Source organism: Shewanella sp. Koi 1, from assembly GCF_052907445.1.
Genome location: NZ_JBREJM010000001.1, coordinates 2278252 through 2297489 on the forward strand (window position 1 = coordinate 2278252; position 19238 = coordinate 2297489).

Genomic DNA, 19238 nt, shown 5'->3' on the forward strand with positions numbered 1-19238 from the left:
GAGCTGAAAAGGTTGTTTTTTGCTTTAAATTTAATTAGTTATAGATATATCCTGCATTTTCTATCGTAACGTCGCGACAAGTGACGTCACCGAGTTGTCATAAAAGCCCGCTAACTTGCGTCCCCATAGTATCAAGGCTTAATTCTCCCTTTAGGGCTAAACAAGGTGTGTATTTTGGAAACTCCTGCAAAATCATTACGACTCGCCAGCGTCTATGGCGTGAGTCTGCTGATCATCTTTATAGTGCCATTACTGCTTTGGCAGAGCACCACGGCCAAAACCGTAACGGGGGTGGATTGGTTTGATGTGGTCACCGAGGGCGCCTTATTCGTGCTCGGCATGTGCTGGCTGATGGTGATGGTCTCGGTGCGCCCCTCGGGTAGAGTGACAAATCTGTTGATCTCGGGCCTCTCAAGCTATTGTTTGGGGTGTTATTTGGATTTACTGGACGAGATTTTTATCGTCAAAACCATTCCTGTATATAACTGGTTTGAAAAAATGCCCACGCCTGTCGGGCTGCTGGTGCTGACCTACGGTTTATGGTTATGGCGCGATGAGCAGACCGTCGTGAATCGCCAGCTACAAACTCGGGAGCAGTTTCACCGCGAACATCAGTTAACCGACGGCTTGACCTTACTCAATGATGCCAAGGCATTTGAACAGCATCTCATTAGACAAATATCGCAAAATCAATCATTTGGTCTGATTATGCTTGATGTCGATAATTTTCATCAATACAACACATCAAACGGCGTCGAAGAGGGCGATAGGCTGTTGTCCCAGTTGGCATTGTGGCTAAGCGCGAGCCTAAGAAGTCAGGATTTAGTCTGCCGTTATGCTGGCGATCGCTTTATCATTCTGATGCGCGGCGCCATTCCGCCATTAGTGAGTGTGATGGCAGAGCAGATACAGCAAGGGGTGAGGGAGTTTGGCTGCTCTGTTTCTGTGGTTTGGACGCTGCCCTCTCCTAAAGCATTGGATAGGCAGGACAAGCAGAATAGTCCAAAGGCTGAGGCTGCAACGCTGTTGCAATCGTTGAATCAAAAAATATCACAGCAAAAAGCGGATCGCGCCTCAGCGGCGCCTATCACTCAGCCGTTTCATTCGAGCAGCACCTCGACTGAAAGCGGGCTTAACTGATGCGCGCGCTCGCCACATGGCAGGATAAATGTATCGATAGCCAATTGCTGGTGGCAAGTTTAGTGATGTTGTTTAAGCAGCGTGAACTGGATACTGATAAGTTACTGCGCGGGACAGGGATTTTTATCGCGGATATTCGTAAACCCGATCACCTTATTAGTCCCAAGCAATTATCACGACTGCTGGATAATGCGCTCTCCCTGTGGCCAAGCGGCGATTTAAGTTTTTTATTGGGTCAGCGTTGGTTGCCATCCCAAAGCGGCGCGCTGACGGCGGCCATGTTTTGCGCGCAGGATTTACAGGCATTAAGCCGCGTTTGGCATAAGTATCATTGGCTCACTCAGCCTTGGCTGCAAACTTGGTGCTGCCAAGGCGAGCATGAGTGGCATTATCTCTTGAGTCTCGACTTAGGTATGCAGCGCCATCGGCAATTTTTGATTGAGCTGAGTCTGTCGTCGCTCACCGCAGCCTGTAAGCAGCTGCTTGGGCAAGCTTGGCGCGGCAGTCTGTGTTTTCCCTACCGCGCGCCGGATAATTTGGCCCATTACTATAAATACTTTGGTACCGACTTAAGTTTCGATGCGCCCCTTTGCCGAATTTCAATGACTAAAGCCCAGTTACGCCAACCCTCATTATTTGCACGCCAGAGCGCGGCCTATGCCGTATCAACTGGGGAAGAGTGGGATGACAATCTCATTCATGATGGTGTCATCCATGATGAATCACACCATCATGGCGCTAGTCATTCTGTGGGTGACTCTCCGGCCATGGTATCTCAAGCCATAGCGCCGCAAACTATCGTAACTCAAGCTACATCGTCTCAACCTATCGTATCTCAACAGAATAGGTTGAGTGAGGCGCCAAACATAATGTCAGTGCCGAATATCGCTCCAGCGCCGAATATGACCCACGCGGCTCGCCAAGCGTTGTTAGCACATGAGTTTCGCCTTGGGTTGGCGGGAGGGATCCGCCTTAAACTGATGCGCAGCACTCTTTCCTTGCCAGAGATGGCACAATCGCTGGAGATGAGCCCTGCAACCTTAAAACGCCGCCTGACGGAGATGGGCTTAAGTTACGGGCAACTTGCCGACGAAACGCGTTTGATCCGGGCGCTGTATTTTTTAGCCGAACCCGAGCAAGATGCGCACACGATTGCTAATTCTCTATCCTTTAGTGATGCCAGTAATTTCAGGCGTTCCTTTAAACGTTGGACAGGTCAACTGCCTGCGTATTTCCGCTTTTGGTTAGCCTAGACCTCAATTAGCCTAGATCCCATAAGCCAGGTCCCAATTAGCTTAAACAACAGCTCCCCGCGATTTCCCTCCAGACTGATGATAAATAAGCCACCTCAATCCATTTCTGAATGACTATTCGTTGATTTGCATATTTGTTAGAAAATTCCCGGGGGTTATATTTTTATTTATGCAAATGCGCGAATAAATACTCAAAATGGATTTTGTGTCTGTGCCATTAGGTATGTGAGTATTAAAGCGCCTTGTATCGTTGAGGGGCTGGGCTATAAATGCTGTTTTGTTTCACTTAGAATAACCGTCCTCGACCTTTCACTTGCCGTTTTAAGGGATCGCGTGCTAATCCATAAGCAATACCATCGTCATGGCCCCGATTATCGCTTTGGGGAGCAAATGACCTTTCTCGATGTGAAGCAAACCTTTGGTTTTAGCCATGTACGTGTGGGACGTTGGGTCACGCGCGAGGAGTCATTAATTGCCGCGAATTTGGTATTTGATTCGCTGGCAGATCTTGCCTTTATCCTCAATTTACCGCCGTTGACCTTAGGGCTAAGGCAAACCTTAAGGCTTGCCTTTGGCCATGGTGGGCAAAAGGGTGTGCAGGCACACTATGCGCCAGGTGCGCGAGAATTGGCATTAGCGAAAAATGCGGGTGCTGGGGCGCTGGCCCATGAGTTTTGGCATGCGTTTGACCACTATGTTGCCCCTAAGGCGTTTTCGCGCGCCACAGGACGTTTTAAGTGCGCCAGCGATCTCTGGCTTGCGGATCAGCCACTTATCGAGCATCCCCTTAATCTCCGTTTAGCTGAGATCTTTCGGGTTACCTTGCTCTCCGAGGACAATTTGGAGCCAAGTGATTACGTGCGCCGCGCAATTGCCTTGGATAAGCGTTATGGCGCGCAGTATTTTGCTAAACCGACGGAAATGATGGCGAGGGCCTTTGAGGCCTGTATCGAATCCTATCAAGGGATCCAAAATCCCTATTTAGTCTCTGGCACGCGCTATTCAGCGCTGGCAAAGGAAGGGGCCTACCCCGATGAGCCACATAGACAACGTATCTTCAATGCCTTGATTGCCTACTTTGAGCCATTAGGTATGGCGTTAGGGAAAACCGGATAAACCTGAGGCGCTAGTCCGTGTGTTGCTGCTGGCAATAGGCGAGCTGGTGGCGAATGGCATCGAGGGTTTGCGAGGCGGCATAATCCATCAGATACCAAGGGCTGATTTGGCTCTCGGGCTGATGATTGAAAAACAGTGACTCCGATGCTTTAAGCCTCGATTTTTCAGCAAATTGTTGCCAAATCGCACTGGGTGTAAGGGCGAGTTTGGCTAACTGTTCACGTAGTTGTTGTTTTGTTTGCTCACTTACGTTTGGCGTAAGTGTGGATTGTCTGAGTAAATCCAGTTGGCCGAAGGGATCTTCAAATCGTTCGTTTCGGTCAGTGTGGCGAGTTGGTTTACTCTCTGCGCCATCAGTCTCACAGGCCTTAGGCATGCTCTCCCACGGCGTTAAGGTAAATTCAGGCCAATCGATACGCTCGCAAAGCAGCGTTTGGGCGATTCTTCTCTCTCCAAGCCAGTTGTGTACCATACAAGGCAAATGAATGTTGTCTGGCAGGTCCATACTGCGCTGTAAGCTCGGCAACAGCGACATCCGCTGAACTTGTACCTTTTGGGCTAATGACATCATTAGCACGACTGTGGTTAGGCCCGATGACGGCCAGCAGCCGAGGGAAGGGGTGAGATCGGTCGCGATTTGGGTCAGAGCCTTTGCCAGTTGTACGCCTTGGGGATGACCTTGCACTTCGAAGGCATATTGAGATTCGGCAAAGCCACCATTGGCAATATTGACCACTTGGCCATGGGCGGATACATCTTCGGGGCATTGGGTGCCATTAAAGATAAAGGTGAGTCCTTTGTTTGCGGGTTGCCAGTCGCCCGAAGCGTTACCGATAATGGTGGCCTGCTCAAGCTTGAGCTGCTCGGCTAATGCGCTTAAAGAAATCCTGGGTTGTGGCTCAGCCAATTGACGGTGCATATGCGTATGTGATTGAGGCGCATCGGCTAAGGGCTGTGGATAGGGCATACTCGCAAGGACTCTGTAAAACAAAGAGGCTAATTGTACTGGAACTTCCCCGCTGACTAAAGGGCTATTCCCTATCGATGCCCTGTAGATTCATGAATAAAATTTCACAATAACAGTACGTTAGACTGTTTTATTAAGGTTTGATGGGGAGCTTCAAGTTTAAACAGACACTTGCAACCTGATGCCATCGAACGCCTTTTTGAACTCATTATTTAGCGTTTTTAGTGAGTTAACTAAATGGCTCACTGAATGATTTAGTTGCTATTGGTTGGCGTGCTAAGACGCGCTTTTTCAATCACGCTAATGGTTCTTTCGATAAATTTCCTTAAAGCCTTTGGCGGTAGAAAAGGGGATTTATCCTCCTGATTAAAGCGTGCAATAAGAGTCGCGACCTGTTGATGTTGAATGATGTCCTCCACACTTTTACCCGCATCTAGCTGGGCTTCAATCAATTGTACCCACTCGTTGGTGTTTTGCTGAAAGCTGCGAAGTGATGCTTTATTACTTGGCTTACCATGTCCCGGCACGATAAGGCTGTCTTCATCGCCGAGACGTAAAATGTGGTTAATTGCCGCATTAAAGCCGCGTATGCCACCAGCATAAAATGTGGGGTGCCAGCTGTTATCGACAATATCGCCGACAAATAGGCTGTTGCTTTGCGGATGAAAATAGATCCTGTCGGCGGCAGAATGGGATGAAACTTGAATGGTCACTATCTCTGCCAAGAATGGCTGTGCTGCCGCGAGGCTTTGTGTTGGCGCTAAGCTGGCACCTTGTTGGATAAAATATTGATTACCGCCGGTATGATCGGCGTGTTCATGGGTATTCAGGATAAATTTAACGGGTTTGTCATAGAGGGATTGAACGGTGCGACTTAAGGCATCTAAGTACTCATCCCCAGGCATAGGGTCGATAAGCACTAAGCCCTCGCTCGTTGATAGCACACCGATATTGGTTCCGTAGTCCACACCTTTCAACAGCTGTAGTTGATCAGAGACTTTTTCAACACTGATAGTATCGGCGTTGGCTGTAAAACAGCATGTAACAAAGACGAGGGGAGCTAATGCTTTATACATGTAGGCAAGCCTATGATTAAGTGTGAGTGTTGAAAACTATGCGCATCAAATCTTTTCGCATTCAATCTATACGCATTATTAGCGTCAGTCAGCTGTCTCGCCAACTCTCACATCTGCTTAATTTGTGACAAATCTTATAAACCTATCGTATTATCAATATGTCGTATTGATAACAATTCGTATTAACCTTACACTATCGGGATTCAAAAAGAGGTAGGAACAATCCCCCATGGCGAAAATAAGTAATCGCTTCTGGTTTATGTTACACGGTTGGGTATCTTTGCCCATCTGGATTTTATTCAGTTTTATCTGCTTAACGGGCACGGTTGCCGTACTCAGTCATGAATTGACTTGGCTGACCAACCCAGCCGCCCGTGCGCTCAATCCAGATGAGCTACCCGCGAAACCCGTCGATGAATTAATGCTGGTGGTCGAAAAGGCCTATCCGAATGCGCAGGTGATGGGTGCTATGACCTTTGAGCCTTACTTAGTCAATGCGATTACCTTTACTGATGCCGATAAACCTTATGCTATCGCCTATGTGAATCAATATACGGGACAAATTCAGCAGATCAACGAAGGCCTAACTTTTATTGGCTTTATGCGTTCCTTACATGGTTGGTTATTGTTTCCTTGGCAGAGCGGTTACAGCGTCGGCTATTACCTTGTTTGCTCTATGGCACTCATGATGCTCGCCTCATTGATTACTGGGTTAATCGTTTATAAGCGTTTTTGGCGCAGCTTTTTTGCACCCAAACTTAGACTTACCCAAGGGAAGAAGACCTTACTCTCTGATTTGCATAAATTATCCGGCGTCTGGTCGATTTGGTTTATTGCGATTATGAGCCTGACTGGGCTGTGGTATTTAGTTCAAGCTATCTTCTGGCATGCGGATATTGATATCGAGCCCCATGCGCCTATGATTGCCTCCGAGCAAGTGCCGCTGATGCAAGCGGGTGATACGCAACTGCCAAGCGCCAATGTTTCTTTTACTGAGGCCTTAAGTTTAGCTAAGCAGCGCTTTCCCGATTTTCAACCAAGTTATGTGATGCTGCCTGAGCATCAACGGGATATGTACCATCTGAGCGGTAGTGGCGATCATATTTTCTACGATCAATATTCCTACAACCTCAGTATCAATCCGTGGACGGGTGAGATTGCTAGCGCGACCTCGCCAGACACCATGACAGGCATGCAAACCTTAATGCATATTGCCGATCCGCTGCATTACGGCACCTTAGGTGGGATTTGGACCAAATTGATTTGGTTCTTCTTTGGGTTAGTGCTTTCGGGGATGTCGATCACCGGTTTTATGATGTGGGGATTGCGCCATGTCCGTGCCTTTAAACAGGCCGAAAGCAAAGACTTAGCCGCAGATATGTTAGGGGAGGCACGCTAATGGCATCATCGGTATTTTGGTTAAAACATAAATACAAGCTCAGTGGTTTGATTTTGATCTTACCCTTAGTGTTTCTCTATCAGTCGCTTAACCCGAGTTTTCCCCCCGCGTGGCCGAGCCAGCAATTAGGTGAATTTAAAATCGCGCCAATGCCGTTAGATTTAAAGGCACCTTATAAGCACCACGATGATTACGTAAAAGATTTTATGTTGATCTTTGAACAGGGCAATGTGGCCCATATTCGCCAAGGTTATGCCAATATCGGCCCAGAGGCTCTGCCTTTAGAAGCCCTACAAAAAGGTGAAAACGGGGTTCTGCATGGCAGCAAACATGGCCAGCATGTGCATGCGATTACTGGCGCTAAGTTAGCGGCAACGGACAGCTTGTGGGTGTCGATTCAAAATTGGCAGGGCGAATGGTTAGTCAGCCAATGGCCCGTACCCGAGGCGGTGTTAGTTCAGTAATACCGCTCGTTAATTGTTTGCAGTAAAGTAGCCCTCAGGTGCAAACTGTGTCTGAGGGTTATTTTTTATCGGATAGGCTGACTGCAAAGGATTAGATATGGAATTTACGAATGCAGAACTTGCGCTAATCACTGCCGCGAAACAAAAAGTGCAAATGGCGCAGCGGGTGCGAGTTGGGGTGATTATTTTGCTTATCTTAGGCACGCTTACGCTGCTAGCAGGATTTTGGAGTCACTCTTACGCGATTTACATTGCCTTTGCGCTGGTGGTCTTTGCGGTCGCGCTACCTCAGTTTGGCCAAGGGCCCAAATATGAAGAATTGCTCGCCCTATTGCAGCAAAAAGCTGCTCAGCAAAACGATTAATCTGCACCACAGTGCTAATCACAGTGCTAATCACAGTGCTAATCACAGTGCTAATCACAGTGCTTAGAACGGTGCTAAAACAGCGCTAATAACAAAAGGGCTTTCAGCAAGACTGAAAGCCCTTGTTACTTGTTCATTCCGTTAGTTAAAGCGTTGAACGACAGTCTTGTGGCGCTTTTATTCTTCGGGATAGACCTTTTCCTTAAATTCGCAAAGGTCCTCAATAATGCAGCTACCACAACGGGGTTTGCGGGCCAGACAGGTATAGCGGCCATGCAGAATAAACCAGTGGTGCACATCGACTTTAAATTCGGCGGGAACAACCTTTAACATGCGCTCCTCGACTTCGACCACATTTTTACCGGGGGCAAATTTAGTGCGGTTTGCCATGCGAAAGATATGGGTGTCGACGGCGATGGTCGGCCAGCCAAAGGCGGTATTCAGCACCACGTTAGCGGTTTTACGGCCGACACCAGGAAGCGACTCTAGCGCTTCTCTGTCCTCTGGGACTTCGCCATTGTATTTTTCAATCAAGATCTCACAGGCTTTAATCACATTGATGGCCTTGTTGTTATACAGGCCAATGGTCTTAATATATTCCTTTAATCCATCCACGCCTAAGGCATAAATACTGTGGGCGGTATTGGCCACCGGAAACAGTTTATCGGTCGCCTTATTTACGCTCACATCGGTTGCCTGCGCCGATAAAGTCACCGCCACCAGTAATTCAAAGGGACTGGAGAAATTCAGCTCGGTTTCGGGTTTGGGATTGTTTTCGCGAAGGCGGGTGAGGATTTGGATGCGTTTTTCTTGATTCATAGTGATCCTTGTAAGTAGTGGGTTTAACGCTAAACCCACCACTTAAGCTGTTATCTCAATAAGGGCTTAACTCACTTTGGTGATCCGTGCCCGTGTCACGCTTGGTTGTACAGCCGCTTCGGGTTGACGCTCTTTAAGCTTTTTATCGATAACGTTTTTCAGGGCGATAAGTAGGCCCATCACAATAAAGGCGCCGGGCGGTAACATCGCCAGCAGGAAGGGGGTATCGACTTGCCATACCTGAATCGTTAAGGCTTTAGCCCATGGGCCGAGTAGTTGGTCGGCGCCATCAAACAGGGTGCCTTGGCCGAGAATTTCGCGCGTTGCGCCAAGAACCGCTAAGACTAAGGTAAAGCCAAGCCCCATCATCAGTCCATCGAAGGCGGCGCTAAAGGCATTATTACGGGAGGCAAACGCTTCGGCGCGGCCAATGATAATGCAGTTGGTCACAATCAGCGGCAAGAAGATCCCTAAGGACAAATACAGACCATAGGCGTAGGCGTTGATCAGTAGTTGCACCGCCGTCACCAGCGCCGCAATGATCATCACAAATACTGGGATACGGATTTCCTTAGGCACATAGTCACGTACCAACGAGACTAAAATGTTGGAGCCTATCAGCACCAACATAGTGGCGACCCCAAGCCCGAGGGCGTTGGTGAGGGTGGCCGTTACGGCTAACAGGGGGCACAGACCCAGTAATTGCACTAAGCCAGGGTTGTTTTTCCACAGTCCTTGCCAGGCAATTTCGCGATAATTAGTCATGGTTGGCCTCACAATTCAGAGGTTGGCTGAAAATCTCTGCTTGATGCTGAGTAAAGTACCATACGGCGCGCTTAACCGCTTTCACATAGGCGCGTGGTGTGATTGTCGCGCCGGTAAATTGGTCGAAATCACCCCCGTCTTTTTGCACTTGCCATTGCTTATCATCTTCTGATTTAAGCACTTTACCGACGAATTGCGTCACCCAGTCGGATTTACGTAAATCGATTTTATCCCCAAGGCCTGGGGTTTCTTGGTGGGCGAGTGTGCGCACGCCTAATACTTCACCTTGGGTATTGATGCCCACAATCAGCTTAATATTGCCGTTGTAACCATCGGGGGCAATGGCTTCTAGGGCGATAGCAACGGGTTTACCAGCAGCGGTAGCGATATAGGCAGGCATGGCATCTTCGGTGCCGAGCGCCTCTTTATCCTGCAACAGGGTACATTGCGCGGTCAGCTCATTGTCATGGAGCTCATCAGGGATCAGCTGATGCAGCACGCGCATCAATTCCTGCTGCTCTTGCTGCTTAATTTTGTCTAAGGTCTGTTGATTGACCACTGCGACTAAGCCCGTGCAGAGCAGGGCAAATAGGGCAAGTAGCAGACCATTTTTAATCATTGGATTATTCACTTTTATTCCTCAAGAATCTTTGTTCAAGCATGCTTGATTCTTTTGCCACAGGCCTAGGGCGCTGAATGGCCATAGGTGCGCGGACGCACATAGTAGTCAATAAATGGCGCGCACAGGTTTGCGAGCAGCACGGCAAAGGCGAAGGCATCGGGGTAGCCACCTTGGGTACGAATGACATAGACCAAGACGCCAATTAATGCGCCGAAAATCAAACGGCCGCGCGGACTGGTCGCCGCGGTGACAGGATCGGTTGCAATAAAGAAGGCGGCGAGCATGGTCGCGCCCGAGAATAAATGGAACAGTGGGCTTGCCTGAGTATCGGGCGACAGTAAAAAACCAATGCTCGATGCCACAAATAATCCCGCCAATACGCCGGTGCTGATATGCCAACGGATGGCTTTTAATTTAAGTAGCACTAAACCGCCAGCAAGATAAGCCAAATTGACCCAAAACCAACCAACGCCAGTGCCGCCATCGAATATGCTTTTAGCCATACTCTCAGTGGTGGTGAGCCCTAAGGACAGATCGGTTTTGAGGGTATCGAGTGGTGTCGCCATACTGATCCCATCGATACCGAGGCGGAATTGCTCCATGCCACCATGGGCGCCGACATTGAAGATCAATTGCAAACTATCGATCACACTTGGGGTATTGAGCGCAACCGTACTTGGCGCAATCCAACTGGTCATTTGCACAGGGAATGAAACCAGCAGTAACACATAGGCGGCCATCGCGGGGTTGAACAGGTTATGGCCTAGGCCACCGTAGAGGTGTTTGACGATAACAATCGCAAACACTGTGCCCATAACGATCATCCACCAAGGTGCCAGCGGCGGGATCGCAACCCCGATTAAGATCGCCGTTAACATAGCGCTGTTATCGCTTAAGCTCGCTTTGATGCTGCGGTTACGCAGTTTCATTACCGCGGCTTCACAGCTTAGGGCAACGATAATCGCAAGTAACACTTGAATAAGTGTGCCCCAGCCGAAAAAGGCGCATTGCACCACAAGGCCGGGTAACAAGCATAAAATGACCCTTTGCATAACCGTTGATGTATGCAAATTACGGGTAACATGGGGTGATGAGGCTATTTTAAACGCCATTGTGATCCCTTTTATCTAATCTTGAGTCACTGATTTTTAAGCTAATCATTTTTAAAGCACTGAGGTTAAAACCCGCAGTGCTATTCATTTGCGTCGCTGATCGCATTCGCTTCTCTGGCCGCTTTTTTGGCTTTCGCGCGGGCAACAGCAGCAGCGACCTTGGCTTTCTTCTCATCTTCAGGACTGAGTGGTGCGTTTGGTTCAGCGACTGAGCTTGATTCATTTCCTGATTCAGAGTCTGGTTCAGAGCCTGGTTCAGCGTCTGGTTCAGAGCCTGAATTAACGTCTGATTCAGGTTTAGCGTCTACGGCTAACTTGGGCTGAACTTCGGCAACCTCAGTCGATTCAGCCTGCTGCGTGGCGGCTTTTTTGGCTTTCGCGCGGGCAACGGCCGCAGCGATCTTGGCCTTTTTCTCATCTTCAGGGCTGAGTGGTGCGTTTGGTTCAGCGACTGAGCTTGATTCATTTCCTGATTGAGAGTCTGATTCAGAACCTGGCTTAACGTCTGATTCAGGCTTAGCCTCTGCTGCTAGCTTGGGCTGAACTTCGGCAACCTCACTCGAATCCGCTTGCTGTGCGGAGGCCTTTTTGGCTTTTGCGCGAGCGACCGCAGCTGCGACTTTGGCTTTCTTCTCATCTTCAGGACTGAGTGGCGCGCTAGGAATAGAGCCTGACTTTGATTCTGGCTTAGCGTCAGCTACTCGCTCGGGCTGAACTTCGGCAACCTCACTCGATTCAGCCTGCTGCGCGGCGGCTTTTTTGGGTTTAGCACGGGCAACGGCTGCAGCGACCTTGGCTTTTTTGTCATCGGCTTCTGCGTTAGCCGTAGTCTCTGTTGCTGACTTATCTGTGTTGCCTGTCGCGGCATCAGTGTCGTCATTGGCATCCGAGTCGGACTTTAACGCCGCTTTTTTCGCTTTGGCACGAGCGATGGCAGCGGCGACTTTATCTTTTTGCGATAACTTCTCAGCCTGCTCAGTTGGTTCGTTTTGCTCAGCAGATACCGTTTGTTCAGAAGAGACTGATTGCTTAGATGATTCGGCATCATCCGCACTTTGAGCTGCAGCGGCCGCTTTCTTGGCTTTAGCGCGGGCAATCGCGGCGGCTACGGCTGCTTTACCCTTAGGCGCCTCAGTGCTGTTTGCATCAGCATTCACGACTTCGGCTGGCGCGTTATCGGCTGTGTTTTCTGCCGCAGCTGCTTTTTTGGCCGCGATCCGCGCCATGGCTTCGGCAACGGCATTTTTATCCGTTGAGGTCATGGTCGCTTGACGACGCGCAGCGGCTTCCTTAGCCTTGGCTTCGCGGGCGAGCTTTTCTTCTTCGAGGCGTTGAATACGCGCCTCGAAACGCAGTTTGGCGCGCTCGGCTTGATGTTTCTCATCGGCGGCTTGTTTTAGTGCCGATTTAGCGATGCGGTAGTATTCCACCAGTGGAATATCACTGGGGCACACATAACTACAGCAACCGCATTCGATACAATCTTTAAGGTTGTAGCTGGCCGCCTTGTCATATTCTTCGGCTTTTGCATGCCAAAACAGCTGTTGTGGTAGCAAGAGTGCTGGGCAGGCATTGGCACATTCGCCGCAGCGGATACAGGCCTTTTCCTCTGGAGTGGTTCCAATCTCTTGACTGCTTGGCACCAAAATACAGTTTGTGCCCTTTAAAATCGGCACTTGGATGGTGGGTAACGCATGGCCCATCATAGGACCGCCAATAATCACTTTTTGATCGGCTTCGGCGTTAAATTCAGTGTGTTTGAGCACATGTTCAACGGGCGTGCCTATGGGTAACCAATAGTTGCCGGGCTTACCGACATTTTGCCCGGTAACGGTAACCACTCTCTCAATCAACGGCTTACCTTGGGTCACGGCTTGGTGAATTGCAAACGCGGTGCCCACGTTATGCACGACAATCCCAAGCTTAGCGGGGATGGAGCCAGAGGGTACTTCACGCCCCGTGATGATCTGAATAAGCTGCTTTTCGCCGCCAGAAGGATACTTGGTTGGTATCGCCGTCACCCGCGTGCTGCCCGCTGGGAGCGTGGATTGACTCACCGCCTGTTGCATGGCTTTGATGGCTTCGGGCTTGTTGTCTTCGATAGCAATCACAATACGCTTGGGCGCGAGGAGGCGATGGATAATCCCAATACCTGCCAGAATGTCTTGGCTGTATTCGCGCATTAAGCGATCGTCGGCGCTGATATAAGGCTCACATTCCACGCCGTTGATAATCACTAATTCGATTTCACTGACAGGATTCAGCTTGATATGGCTTGGGAAGGCGGCGCCGCCCATACCGGCAATGCCTGCACCATGGATTTTGGCAATCATCTCTTGATTGCTAAGCTCAATTGAGCCTGGCGTTAACTCGCACCAGCGATCTTCACCATCGGCGGCAATCACGCAGGTATTGACCGGCAAGGCCGAGGCGTGGTTGCTGGCTCTTGGCTCAATGGCGACGACAGTGCCAGAGGTTGGCGCATGCACGGGCAAATGCCAAATCGAGGTGCCTTGAGTTAATGGAGCGCCTTTTAATACTTTGTCACCCACTTTGACAGCAAGGGTGCAGTTTTCGCCCACCTGTGGCACAGGTACAAGGTATTCCTGCGCTAAGGGCAGTTGGCTAATCGGTGTGGTGTTGGAGAGGAATTTGACTTCAGGCGGATGAATGCCACCGGGTGAGCGCCAAAGGGTTCCTTTATCTAATTGATCTAATAAAGTCAGCACCGCTTATCCTCTCTTTTCTTCGTGCGGGGTCTCTTGGATAAGAGTTACGGGAATGGCATTTAAGCGCCAGTTCCAGTTTTTCAGATTTTGGCCCACAGGGATCATATCGATACAGTCAACGGGGCAGGGCTCGACACAGAGATCGCAACCTGTGCAGTCTGCCGTAAGCACGGTATGCATGAGTTTGCCCGCACCAATAATGGCATCGACTGGACAGGCCTGAATACATTTAGTGCAGCCAATACATTCATCTTCGCGAATGTAGGCGACTTTTTTGACTTGGGATTGGGCCTCTGCATTGAGCGGCTCTGGCTCTACACCCATTAAGCTGGCGAGCTTTTCCATGGTCGCAGTGCCGCCAGGCGGGCACTTGTTGACTTTATCGCCATTGGCTATTGCTTCAGCGTAAGGGCGACAACCGGGATAACCACATTGACCGCATTGGGTTTGTGGCAGAATCGCTTCGAGTTCATCGACAATGGGATTGCCTTCAACCTTAAATTTTAAGGCGGCAAATCCGAGTAATACCCCAAAGAACAATGCCAATAGGGTTAATAAAATAACGGCAATTAACATGGTGGACATCTATTTAACCAATCCTGTGAATCCCATAAAGGCCAAGGACATCAGCCCTGCGGTGATCATGGCAATCGCGCCACCTTTGAAAGGCATAGGCACGTCGGCCGCAGCTAAACGTTCACGCATCGCGGAAAACAGAATTAACACTAAGGAAAAACCCACCGCAGCACCAAAACCATAGATAGCAGATTGAATAAAATCGTGTTTTTCGTTCACGTTTAACAGGGCAACCCCGAGTACGGCGCAGTTAGTGGTGATGAGCGGCAGATAGATACCGAGGGCGCGGTGTAAAGCCGCACTGGTTTTTTGCACCACCATCTCAGTAAATTGCACCACCACGGCAATCACCAGAATAAAGCTCATGGTTCGCAGGTAACCTAATTCAAAGGGCAATAACAGATATTGGTTGACGAGGTAACTGAGGATCGACGCTAAGGTCAACACAAAGGTCGTGGCCATAGACATGCCGATAGCGGACTCCAACTTGCTGGAGACCCCCATAAATGGACATAAACCTAAGAATTTCACTAAAACGAAATTGTTAACCAGCACTGTGCTGATCAACAACAGGAGATATTCACTCATCTGAATACTTGTCTAAACGGATCTTGGCCGTATTATCGACTTTTCCGTTTGCATAAACAACATATAGAATGCAGGGTTAACTATCTTTACTGTAAATTTGCGCGCTCCGTTAACCCTGCGCTGGCTTAAATTTGGTCAGTTAAGGTAATGGCTTGCGGCTGGGCAATATAATAGCCCTGCAGCCCATCGACGAGGAGTTTTTCGAGGGTCAGTTTTTCCTCCTGACGTTCGACACTCGTCGCGATAACACGAATGCCGATACGTCTTGCCACATCCACCATCATCCGCACGAAGAACTTATTATTGCTGTCCTCATCGATTGATGAGGTGTAGCTGCCATCGAGCTTAATGTAGTCTGGGCGCACTTCGCTGAAGAATTTGAAGGAGGTAAAGCTCATCCCAAATCGCTCAATTGAGACCCGCGAACCGACACTGTGAACCTCACGGACGAACTTATAGCTGGCACCTAAATTGGCTTGCATACCGGACTCGTTGATCTCAAACACTAGACGTGAGGCGATATATCTGTGCTTGCCGAGAACATCTCGCAACCAGCCGACAAACAGTTCTTGATGGGCCGAAAAAGCGCTGATATTGATGCCAAAGTTACCGCTAATGGTCGGATTTTCTTTAAGCATTCTTAATGTGCTGATCACCACGAGTTTATCTAACTCGGTGCTCATGCCGTGGCGCTCGGCCATGGCGATAACTGTGGTGGTGGGTAAAAACTTGCCTTCGCTGTTGTAAAAGCGTGCCAGTAACTCGCGGTAGACCTCGACATCATTGCGGCAAGGTTGAATGGGTTGTTGAAAAAATTTCAGCGCTTGGCGGCTAATTAAGTCGTTGATTGCCACTTTCCAACGGTCGTCGCCAAACTGCTCGTCACCATTGAGTTTCTCTTGAATATGGAAACTGTTGGGGCCTAAGGTTTGCGCTATGCTCACGGCGGTGTCCGCCAAGGAGAGCAAGTTAATGGGATCTGTGCCCTGTTGGTAAGGCACTAAGCCAATGTGCGCCACGGATTCGGCTCTCGTCATCTGCTGGTATTCATCGAGGAATACTTTAAGTTGCTCTAAAAACTTGGGGCCGTCTTTTAACACTAAATCGGGTAAAAAGATCGCAAAATCGGCGCTGGAGACGCGGTAACATTCCGAATCGGGATATTTTGAACAGGCTTTACGAATGCAATTGGCGACACTGGCTAAATAATCATCACCGGCGGAGCGACCTTGTAATTGGTTCACATGGGAAAGCTCAGTCGCTTTAACCATGGCCAGCAGCCCAAGTTGCGGCACGCTGCGGTTACTAATACTTTCTAACTTTGTGGTAAAACGTGGGCGACTGCCAAATCCGGTGATCGGATCCTGATAAGCCACCTTATGCAGTTTCTGGTTTTCTTGGGTGAGGGTATCCATTTGCGATTTGAGCTGCAGCCGGCAGTCTTCGAGTGCCAATCTCACTGGCGTCATTTCACCATTGAGTTTGGAGGACTCAATGGCGGAAAAATTCATCTCTGGAATGTGGGAAATATACTCAGCCGCATAACGGATAGCCGATCTTAACTTGTTGTTAAGCAATACAAACACAACCAAGAGTATGATGTAGGTGAGTATCAATACTAAGCCGAGTTGCTGAGTGCTGCCGATAGCAGTCTCAATCGCTTGGTCGGCACTGAGTTTTACCTGCAAACGACCCGCGGCCAGTTTTTGCGTATGAGCTAAATCTAAGGCAAATAATCCAGACAGTGGATGCGAACCCTGGGAATTGAGCTCACCTTGGGTGTAATTGAGCTGTCCATCGGTATCATCAATATATTGAAAAAACTGCAGCGGGTAATGGGCAGAAATAGTTTGATAGAGCTCGGCGCCATTGCCTTGCCACTGGGAAAAATTACCCAAGTATTGTTTGAAGCTACTGAGCTCTTGTTGTTGCTGGACCTGGAGCTGGTTATTTTCGTTGTGATAAATCCAACCAAACAGCCCTAAAAAAATCAGCAATAAAAAGATGGGATATGATTTAGACATCGCCATAAAAATCCGCTCTCAAAGTGTCTCAGTATTACGGACAGAATATTAAATGAATGCTCAGTCAATATCCCTATCTGCGTGATGATACTCAAAATTTTGGTTAACAAGCAGATCACAGTGTAACTGTATTTGAGGCAAAACAGAAATGAAAAGCGATTAGTTTAACGGAGTCACAAAGGAGGGGATTGTGTATTGCGATAATAAAGTGGCTCCCCTGACTGGACTTGAACCAGTGACATACGGATTAACAGTCCGCCGTTCTACCGACTGAACTACAGGGGAGTAGAGGGTGCGATATTGCTATCGACTTGAGATATCATCTTTTAAAGTGGCTCCCCTGACTGGACTTGAACCAGTGACATACGGATTAACAGTCCGCCGTTCTACCGACTGAACTACAGGGGAGTAGATGATGCAATATTACTATCGACTTTAAGTTGTCTTGCGTTAGTGGCTCCCCTGACTGGACTTGAACCAGTGACATACGGATTAACAGTCCGCCGTTCTACCGACTGAACTACAGGGGAATCGTTTAACGCAACAGCTTGATAATTAAGTGGCTCCCCTGACTGGACTTGAACCAGTGACATACGGATTAACAGTCCGCCGTTCTACCGACTGAACTACAGGGGAATCGTTAGTTACCTAACTGCATCCTCACTTTTATCGAGATTGAAATTTGGCTCCCCTGACTGGACTTGAACCAGTGACATACGGATTAACAGTCCGCCGTTCTACCGACTGAACTACAGGGGAATCGTTTCTCTCGTCTCGATGACTCGTTGAGAACGGAGCGCATAGTAAAACGCTCTGTGGGATGAGTCAACTCGAGTTACTAAAAAAAGTGTAATTATGCTGTTAAGTGCTCATCTAATGTGCATCGTGGTGCCAAAATCAGCATTTTGATGAAGAAATAACTTATGTTTTCGTAAGATAGCGTGTCTTCATCTTAAAAACACTTGGGATTTTTAGCGGAGACAAAAAGCGCAAATAGACCTAGTTGGTTAAATTCTCAGCATTATTCTGGCGGGAGACCCATTTGATATTTCAAAAACCTCAGGCTTAAATAGATAAAGTTTATTTGAGTGGCAACGAATCGATGCTTTTGTGGTCAAAACCTTTACGCAGTCATGCTGCCACTCGCTTGGTAAGCCTTAACCTGATGCATTAATTACTGAGCTCACAATATAAGGTGCTAATAATGAGGTGCTGACAATTTATAAAGTGCACATTATGCGGTACGTATATTAGGCAGCACTGTAGCTTCCACTGGTTATCCCTAAAGCGACAGCGGGAAGCCCATCTCAGCCGAGTGGCAAAACACTTATCGAGAGGTGAAAACAATGGCAATGAGTCGATTAGAACAAGCAGAAGCGTTACTCGAGCAGCCCATAACCTTAGATGTACTGCGTCAGTACCGTGAGTTGTCCATGCATTTAGATGATCCTGATTTTCAAAAAATCCAAGATTTAGCCGAAATCCTCTTTGTGGTTGCCTCTACGGACGAAGCGCTTTTTGCGGCCGCGCTTGCAGAAGACTTAATTTAAGCGCTAATCAAGTTATCCCTCGGTCATGAATATTCACTTTCTACTATTTTCTGCGAACAGATAGCCCTAATTCTACTGACTGATACGGATAAAGCGGAAAACGCTGTCATTTTATGCTGTAAAACACGAATAAAGGCGTAACAGCAGGAGATCAATCAGATTTTGTGAATGTTATCGGTTGTAACAAGTAGTAACATTTATCAAATGTAATAAAATTACCAAACCCGACGAGCGCGCGGGCTAAGGGTGGAATAGTCCTCAATCCCGCATGGTTTCTCACTAATTTCGACTTATCAACAAATTCTGTGGATAACCCTGTGAGTTGCGGCTTGAAACAGGCGGCAAAGCCTTGCTGCACGTGCGATGGACTTAAATTGCACTATTTTGGCGATAAAAATTTAATAATATATTTATCAAATAGATATGAATTGCAAGCCTTATCTTTTTGGGTCTTCTTTGAGGTTGCAATTTTGTAAGCAAGTGAAAGTCAACTCTTGTGTATTAATTTGGCATTTCCCCTGTGTTTTTGGGCGTTTTATCGCCAATTTGAGCATTAAAAGCTCGTGGTCAAAAAGTTTCATTTTCTGTCCATCAAACTGTCATTCAGATAGTTTAGGGCTTAATACTCCCTTTGACTTCTAAAGGAGAACTGCTGGAGCTTAAAGGATGAGTTG

The 19238-nt window shown here is 48.3% G+C and carries 17 protein-coding genes and 5 tRNA genes; 7 read left to right on the forward strand and 15 right to left on the reverse strand.

The features are described 5' to 3' along the window. Positions 1-174 precede the first annotated feature (174 nt). From ACUZ8J_RS10035 to ACUZ8J_RS10045, 3 genes are all read left to right on the forward strand, one after another. Positions 175-1140: a GGDEF domain-containing protein gene (locus ACUZ8J_RS10035; protein WP_446693743.1), complete on the forward strand. Its 966-nt coding sequence runs from the start codon at positions 175-177 to the stop codon at positions 1138-1140. Then, the gene (locus ACUZ8J_RS10040; RefSeq protein ID WP_446693744.1) at positions 1140-2393 is read left to right on the forward strand and encodes an AraC family transcriptional regulator ligand-binding domain-containing protein; all 1254 of its coding nucleotides are present in this window, start codon (positions 1140-1142) and stop codon (positions 2391-2393) included. Before ACUZ8J_RS10035 ends, ACUZ8J_RS10040 begins: the two co-directional genes overlap by 1 nt. Positions 2394-2726: 333 nt before the next feature. Beyond that, positions 2727-3509: a CLCA_X family protein gene (locus tag ACUZ8J_RS10045; protein ID WP_446693745.1), complete on the forward strand. Its 783-nt coding sequence runs from the start codon at positions 2727-2729 to the stop codon at positions 3507-3509. Between the two features lie 10 nt (positions 3510-3519). Here ACUZ8J_RS10045 and ACUZ8J_RS10050 read toward each other — a convergent pair whose 3' ends face one another. Together ACUZ8J_RS10050 and ACUZ8J_RS10055 are read right to left on the reverse strand one after the other, a co-directional pair. Further along, on the reverse strand, positions 3520-4476 hold the full coding sequence (locus tag ACUZ8J_RS10050; RefSeq protein WP_446693746.1) for a hypothetical protein: 957 nt from the start codon (positions 4474-4476) through the stop codon (positions 3520-3522). A 254-nt stretch (positions 4477-4730) separates the two neighbouring features. Next, positions 4731-5552: an MBL fold metallo-hydrolase gene (locus tag ACUZ8J_RS10055; RefSeq protein ID WP_446693747.1), complete on the reverse strand. Its 822-nt coding sequence runs from the start codon at positions 5550-5552 to the stop codon at positions 4731-4733. Between the two features lie 229 nt (positions 5553-5781). Between ACUZ8J_RS10055 and ACUZ8J_RS10060 the strand changes: the two genes are divergently transcribed. From ACUZ8J_RS10060 to ACUZ8J_RS10070, 3 genes are all read left to right on the forward strand, one after another. After that, on the forward strand, positions 5782-6951 hold the full coding sequence (locus ACUZ8J_RS10060) for a PepSY-associated TM helix domain-containing protein (protein ID WP_089067733.1): 1170 nt from the start codon (positions 5782-5784) through the stop codon (positions 6949-6951). Beyond that, positions 6951-7415, forward strand: coding sequence for a hypothetical protein (locus ACUZ8J_RS10065; protein ID WP_011622838.1), 465 nt, complete (start codon positions 6951-6953; stop codon positions 7413-7415). Before ACUZ8J_RS10060 ends, ACUZ8J_RS10065 begins: the two co-directional genes overlap by 1 nt. 97 nt (positions 7416-7512) lie before the next feature. Then, the gene (locus tag ACUZ8J_RS10070) at positions 7513-7779 is read left to right on the forward strand and encodes a hypothetical protein (protein ID WP_446693748.1); all 267 of its coding nucleotides are present in this window, start codon (positions 7513-7515) and stop codon (positions 7777-7779) included. A gap of 177 nt (positions 7780-7956) precedes the next feature. On the opposite strand, the gene nth is transcribed toward ACUZ8J_RS10070, so the two are convergent. The 13 genes from nth to ACUZ8J_RS10135 all read right to left on the reverse strand — a co-directional run bounded on the left by nth (position 7957) and on the right by ACUZ8J_RS10135 (position 17773). Continuing rightward, entirely contained in the window at positions 7957-8598 is a 642-nt protein-coding gene (gene nth, locus ACUZ8J_RS10075; RefSeq protein ID WP_011626118.1) for an endonuclease III, read from the reverse strand. Between the two features lie 66 nt (positions 8599-8664). Beyond that, a complete protein-coding gene (locus ACUZ8J_RS10080) occupies positions 8665-9363 on the reverse strand; it encodes an electron transport complex subunit E (protein WP_011622832.1) in 699 nt (232 codons plus the stop codon). Further along, positions 9356-9994, reverse strand: a complete 639-nt coding sequence (gene rsxG, locus ACUZ8J_RS10085; protein ID WP_083757899.1) for an electron transport complex subunit RsxG — start codon at positions 9992-9994, stop codon at positions 9356-9358. The genes ACUZ8J_RS10080 and rsxG overlap by 8 nt, the downstream gene beginning before the upstream one ends. 53 nt (positions 9995-10047) lie before the next feature. After that, positions 10048-11097, reverse strand: a complete 1050-nt coding sequence (gene rsxD / locus ACUZ8J_RS10090) for an electron transport complex subunit RsxD (RefSeq protein WP_011622830.1) — start codon at positions 11095-11097, stop codon at positions 10048-10050. Positions 11098-11177: 80 nt separating this feature from the next. Further along, entirely contained in the window at positions 11178-13826 is a 2649-nt protein-coding gene (gene rsxC / locus ACUZ8J_RS10095; protein WP_446693749.1) for an electron transport complex subunit RsxC, read from the reverse strand. Positions 13827-13829: 3 nt separating this feature from the next. Further along, positions 13830-14411: an electron transport complex subunit RsxB gene (gene rsxB, locus ACUZ8J_RS10100; protein WP_011626120.1), complete on the reverse strand. Its 582-nt coding sequence runs from the start codon at positions 14409-14411 to the stop codon at positions 13830-13832. Then, on the reverse strand, positions 14412-14990 hold the full coding sequence (rsxA, locus tag ACUZ8J_RS10105; RefSeq protein WP_446693750.1) for an electron transport complex subunit RsxA: 579 nt from the start codon (positions 14988-14990) through the stop codon (positions 14412-14414). Between the two features lie 125 nt (positions 14991-15115). After that, positions 15116-17020, reverse strand: coding sequence for an EAL domain-containing protein (locus ACUZ8J_RS10110; protein ID WP_446693751.1), 1905 nt, complete (start codon positions 17018-17020; stop codon positions 15116-15118). A 203-nt stretch (positions 17021-17223) separates the two neighbouring features. Continuing rightward, positions 17224-17299: transfer RNA gene (locus ACUZ8J_RS10115), tRNA-Asn, on the reverse strand. 47 nt (positions 17300-17346) lie between these two features. Next, positions 17347-17422, reverse strand: a tRNA-Asn gene (locus ACUZ8J_RS10120). Between the two features lie 46 nt (positions 17423-17468). Then, positions 17469-17544, reverse strand: a tRNA-Asn gene (locus ACUZ8J_RS10125). 30 nt (positions 17545-17574) lie between these two features. Then, positions 17575-17650: transfer RNA gene (locus tag ACUZ8J_RS10130), tRNA-Asn, on the reverse strand. A 47-nt stretch (positions 17651-17697) separates the two neighbouring features. Then, positions 17698-17773: transfer RNA gene (locus ACUZ8J_RS10135), tRNA-Asn, on the reverse strand. A 587-nt stretch (positions 17774-18360) separates the two neighbouring features. On the opposite strand from ACUZ8J_RS10135, the gene ACUZ8J_RS10140 reads away from it, so the two are divergent. Next, complete coding sequence (locus tag ACUZ8J_RS10140) at positions 18361-18564, forward strand: hypothetical protein (protein ID WP_446693752.1); 204 nt, start codon at positions 18361-18363, stop codon at positions 18562-18564. Positions 18565-19238 lie beyond the last annotated feature (674 nt).

Coding starts and splice junctions, on each gene's coding strand:
- ACUZ8J_RS10040 (WP_446693744.1), top strand. CDS start 1,140: ATGCGCGCGCTCGCCACATGGCAGGATAAATGTATCGATAGCCAATTG.
- ACUZ8J_RS10050 (WP_446693746.1), bottom strand. CDS start 4,476: ATGCCCTATCCACAGCCCTTAGCCGATGCGCCTCAATCACATACGCAT.
- ACUZ8J_RS10055 (WP_446693747.1), bottom strand. CDS start 5,552: ATGTATAAAGCATTAGCTCCCCTCGTCTTTGTTACATGCTGTTTTACA.
- ACUZ8J_RS10060 (WP_089067733.1), top strand. CDS start 5,782: ATGGCGAAAATAAGTAATCGCTTCTGGTTTATGTTACACGGTTGGGTA.
- ACUZ8J_RS10065 (WP_011622838.1), top strand. CDS start 6,951: ATGGCATCATCGGTATTTTGGTTAAAACATAAATACAAGCTCAGTGGT.
- ACUZ8J_RS10070 (WP_446693748.1), top strand. CDS start 7,513: ATGGAATTTACGAATGCAGAACTTGCGCTAATCACTGCCGCGAAACAA.
- nth (WP_011626118.1), bottom strand. CDS start 8,598: ATGAATCAAGAAAAACGCATCCAAATCCTCACCCGCCTTCGCGAAAAC.
- ACUZ8J_RS10080 (WP_011622832.1), bottom strand. CDS start 9,363: ATGACTAATTATCGCGAAATTGCCTGGCAAGGACTGTGGAAAAACAAC.
- rsxD (WP_011622830.1), bottom strand. CDS start 11,097: ATGGCGTTTAAAATAGCCTCATCACCCCATGTTACCCGTAATTTGCAT.
- rsxB (WP_011626120.1), bottom strand. CDS start 14,411: ATGTCCACCATGTTAATTGCCGTTATTTTATTAACCCTATTGGCATTG.
- rsxA (WP_446693750.1), bottom strand. CDS start 14,990: ATGAGTGAATATCTCCTGTTGTTGATCAGCACAGTGCTGGTTAACAAT.
- ACUZ8J_RS10110 (WP_446693751.1), bottom strand. CDS start 17,020: ATGGCGATGTCTAAATCATATCCCATCTTTTTATTGCTGATTTTTTTA.
- ACUZ8J_RS10140 (WP_446693752.1), top strand. CDS start 18,361: ATGGCAATGAGTCGATTAGAACAAGCAGAAGCGTTACTCGAGCAGCCC.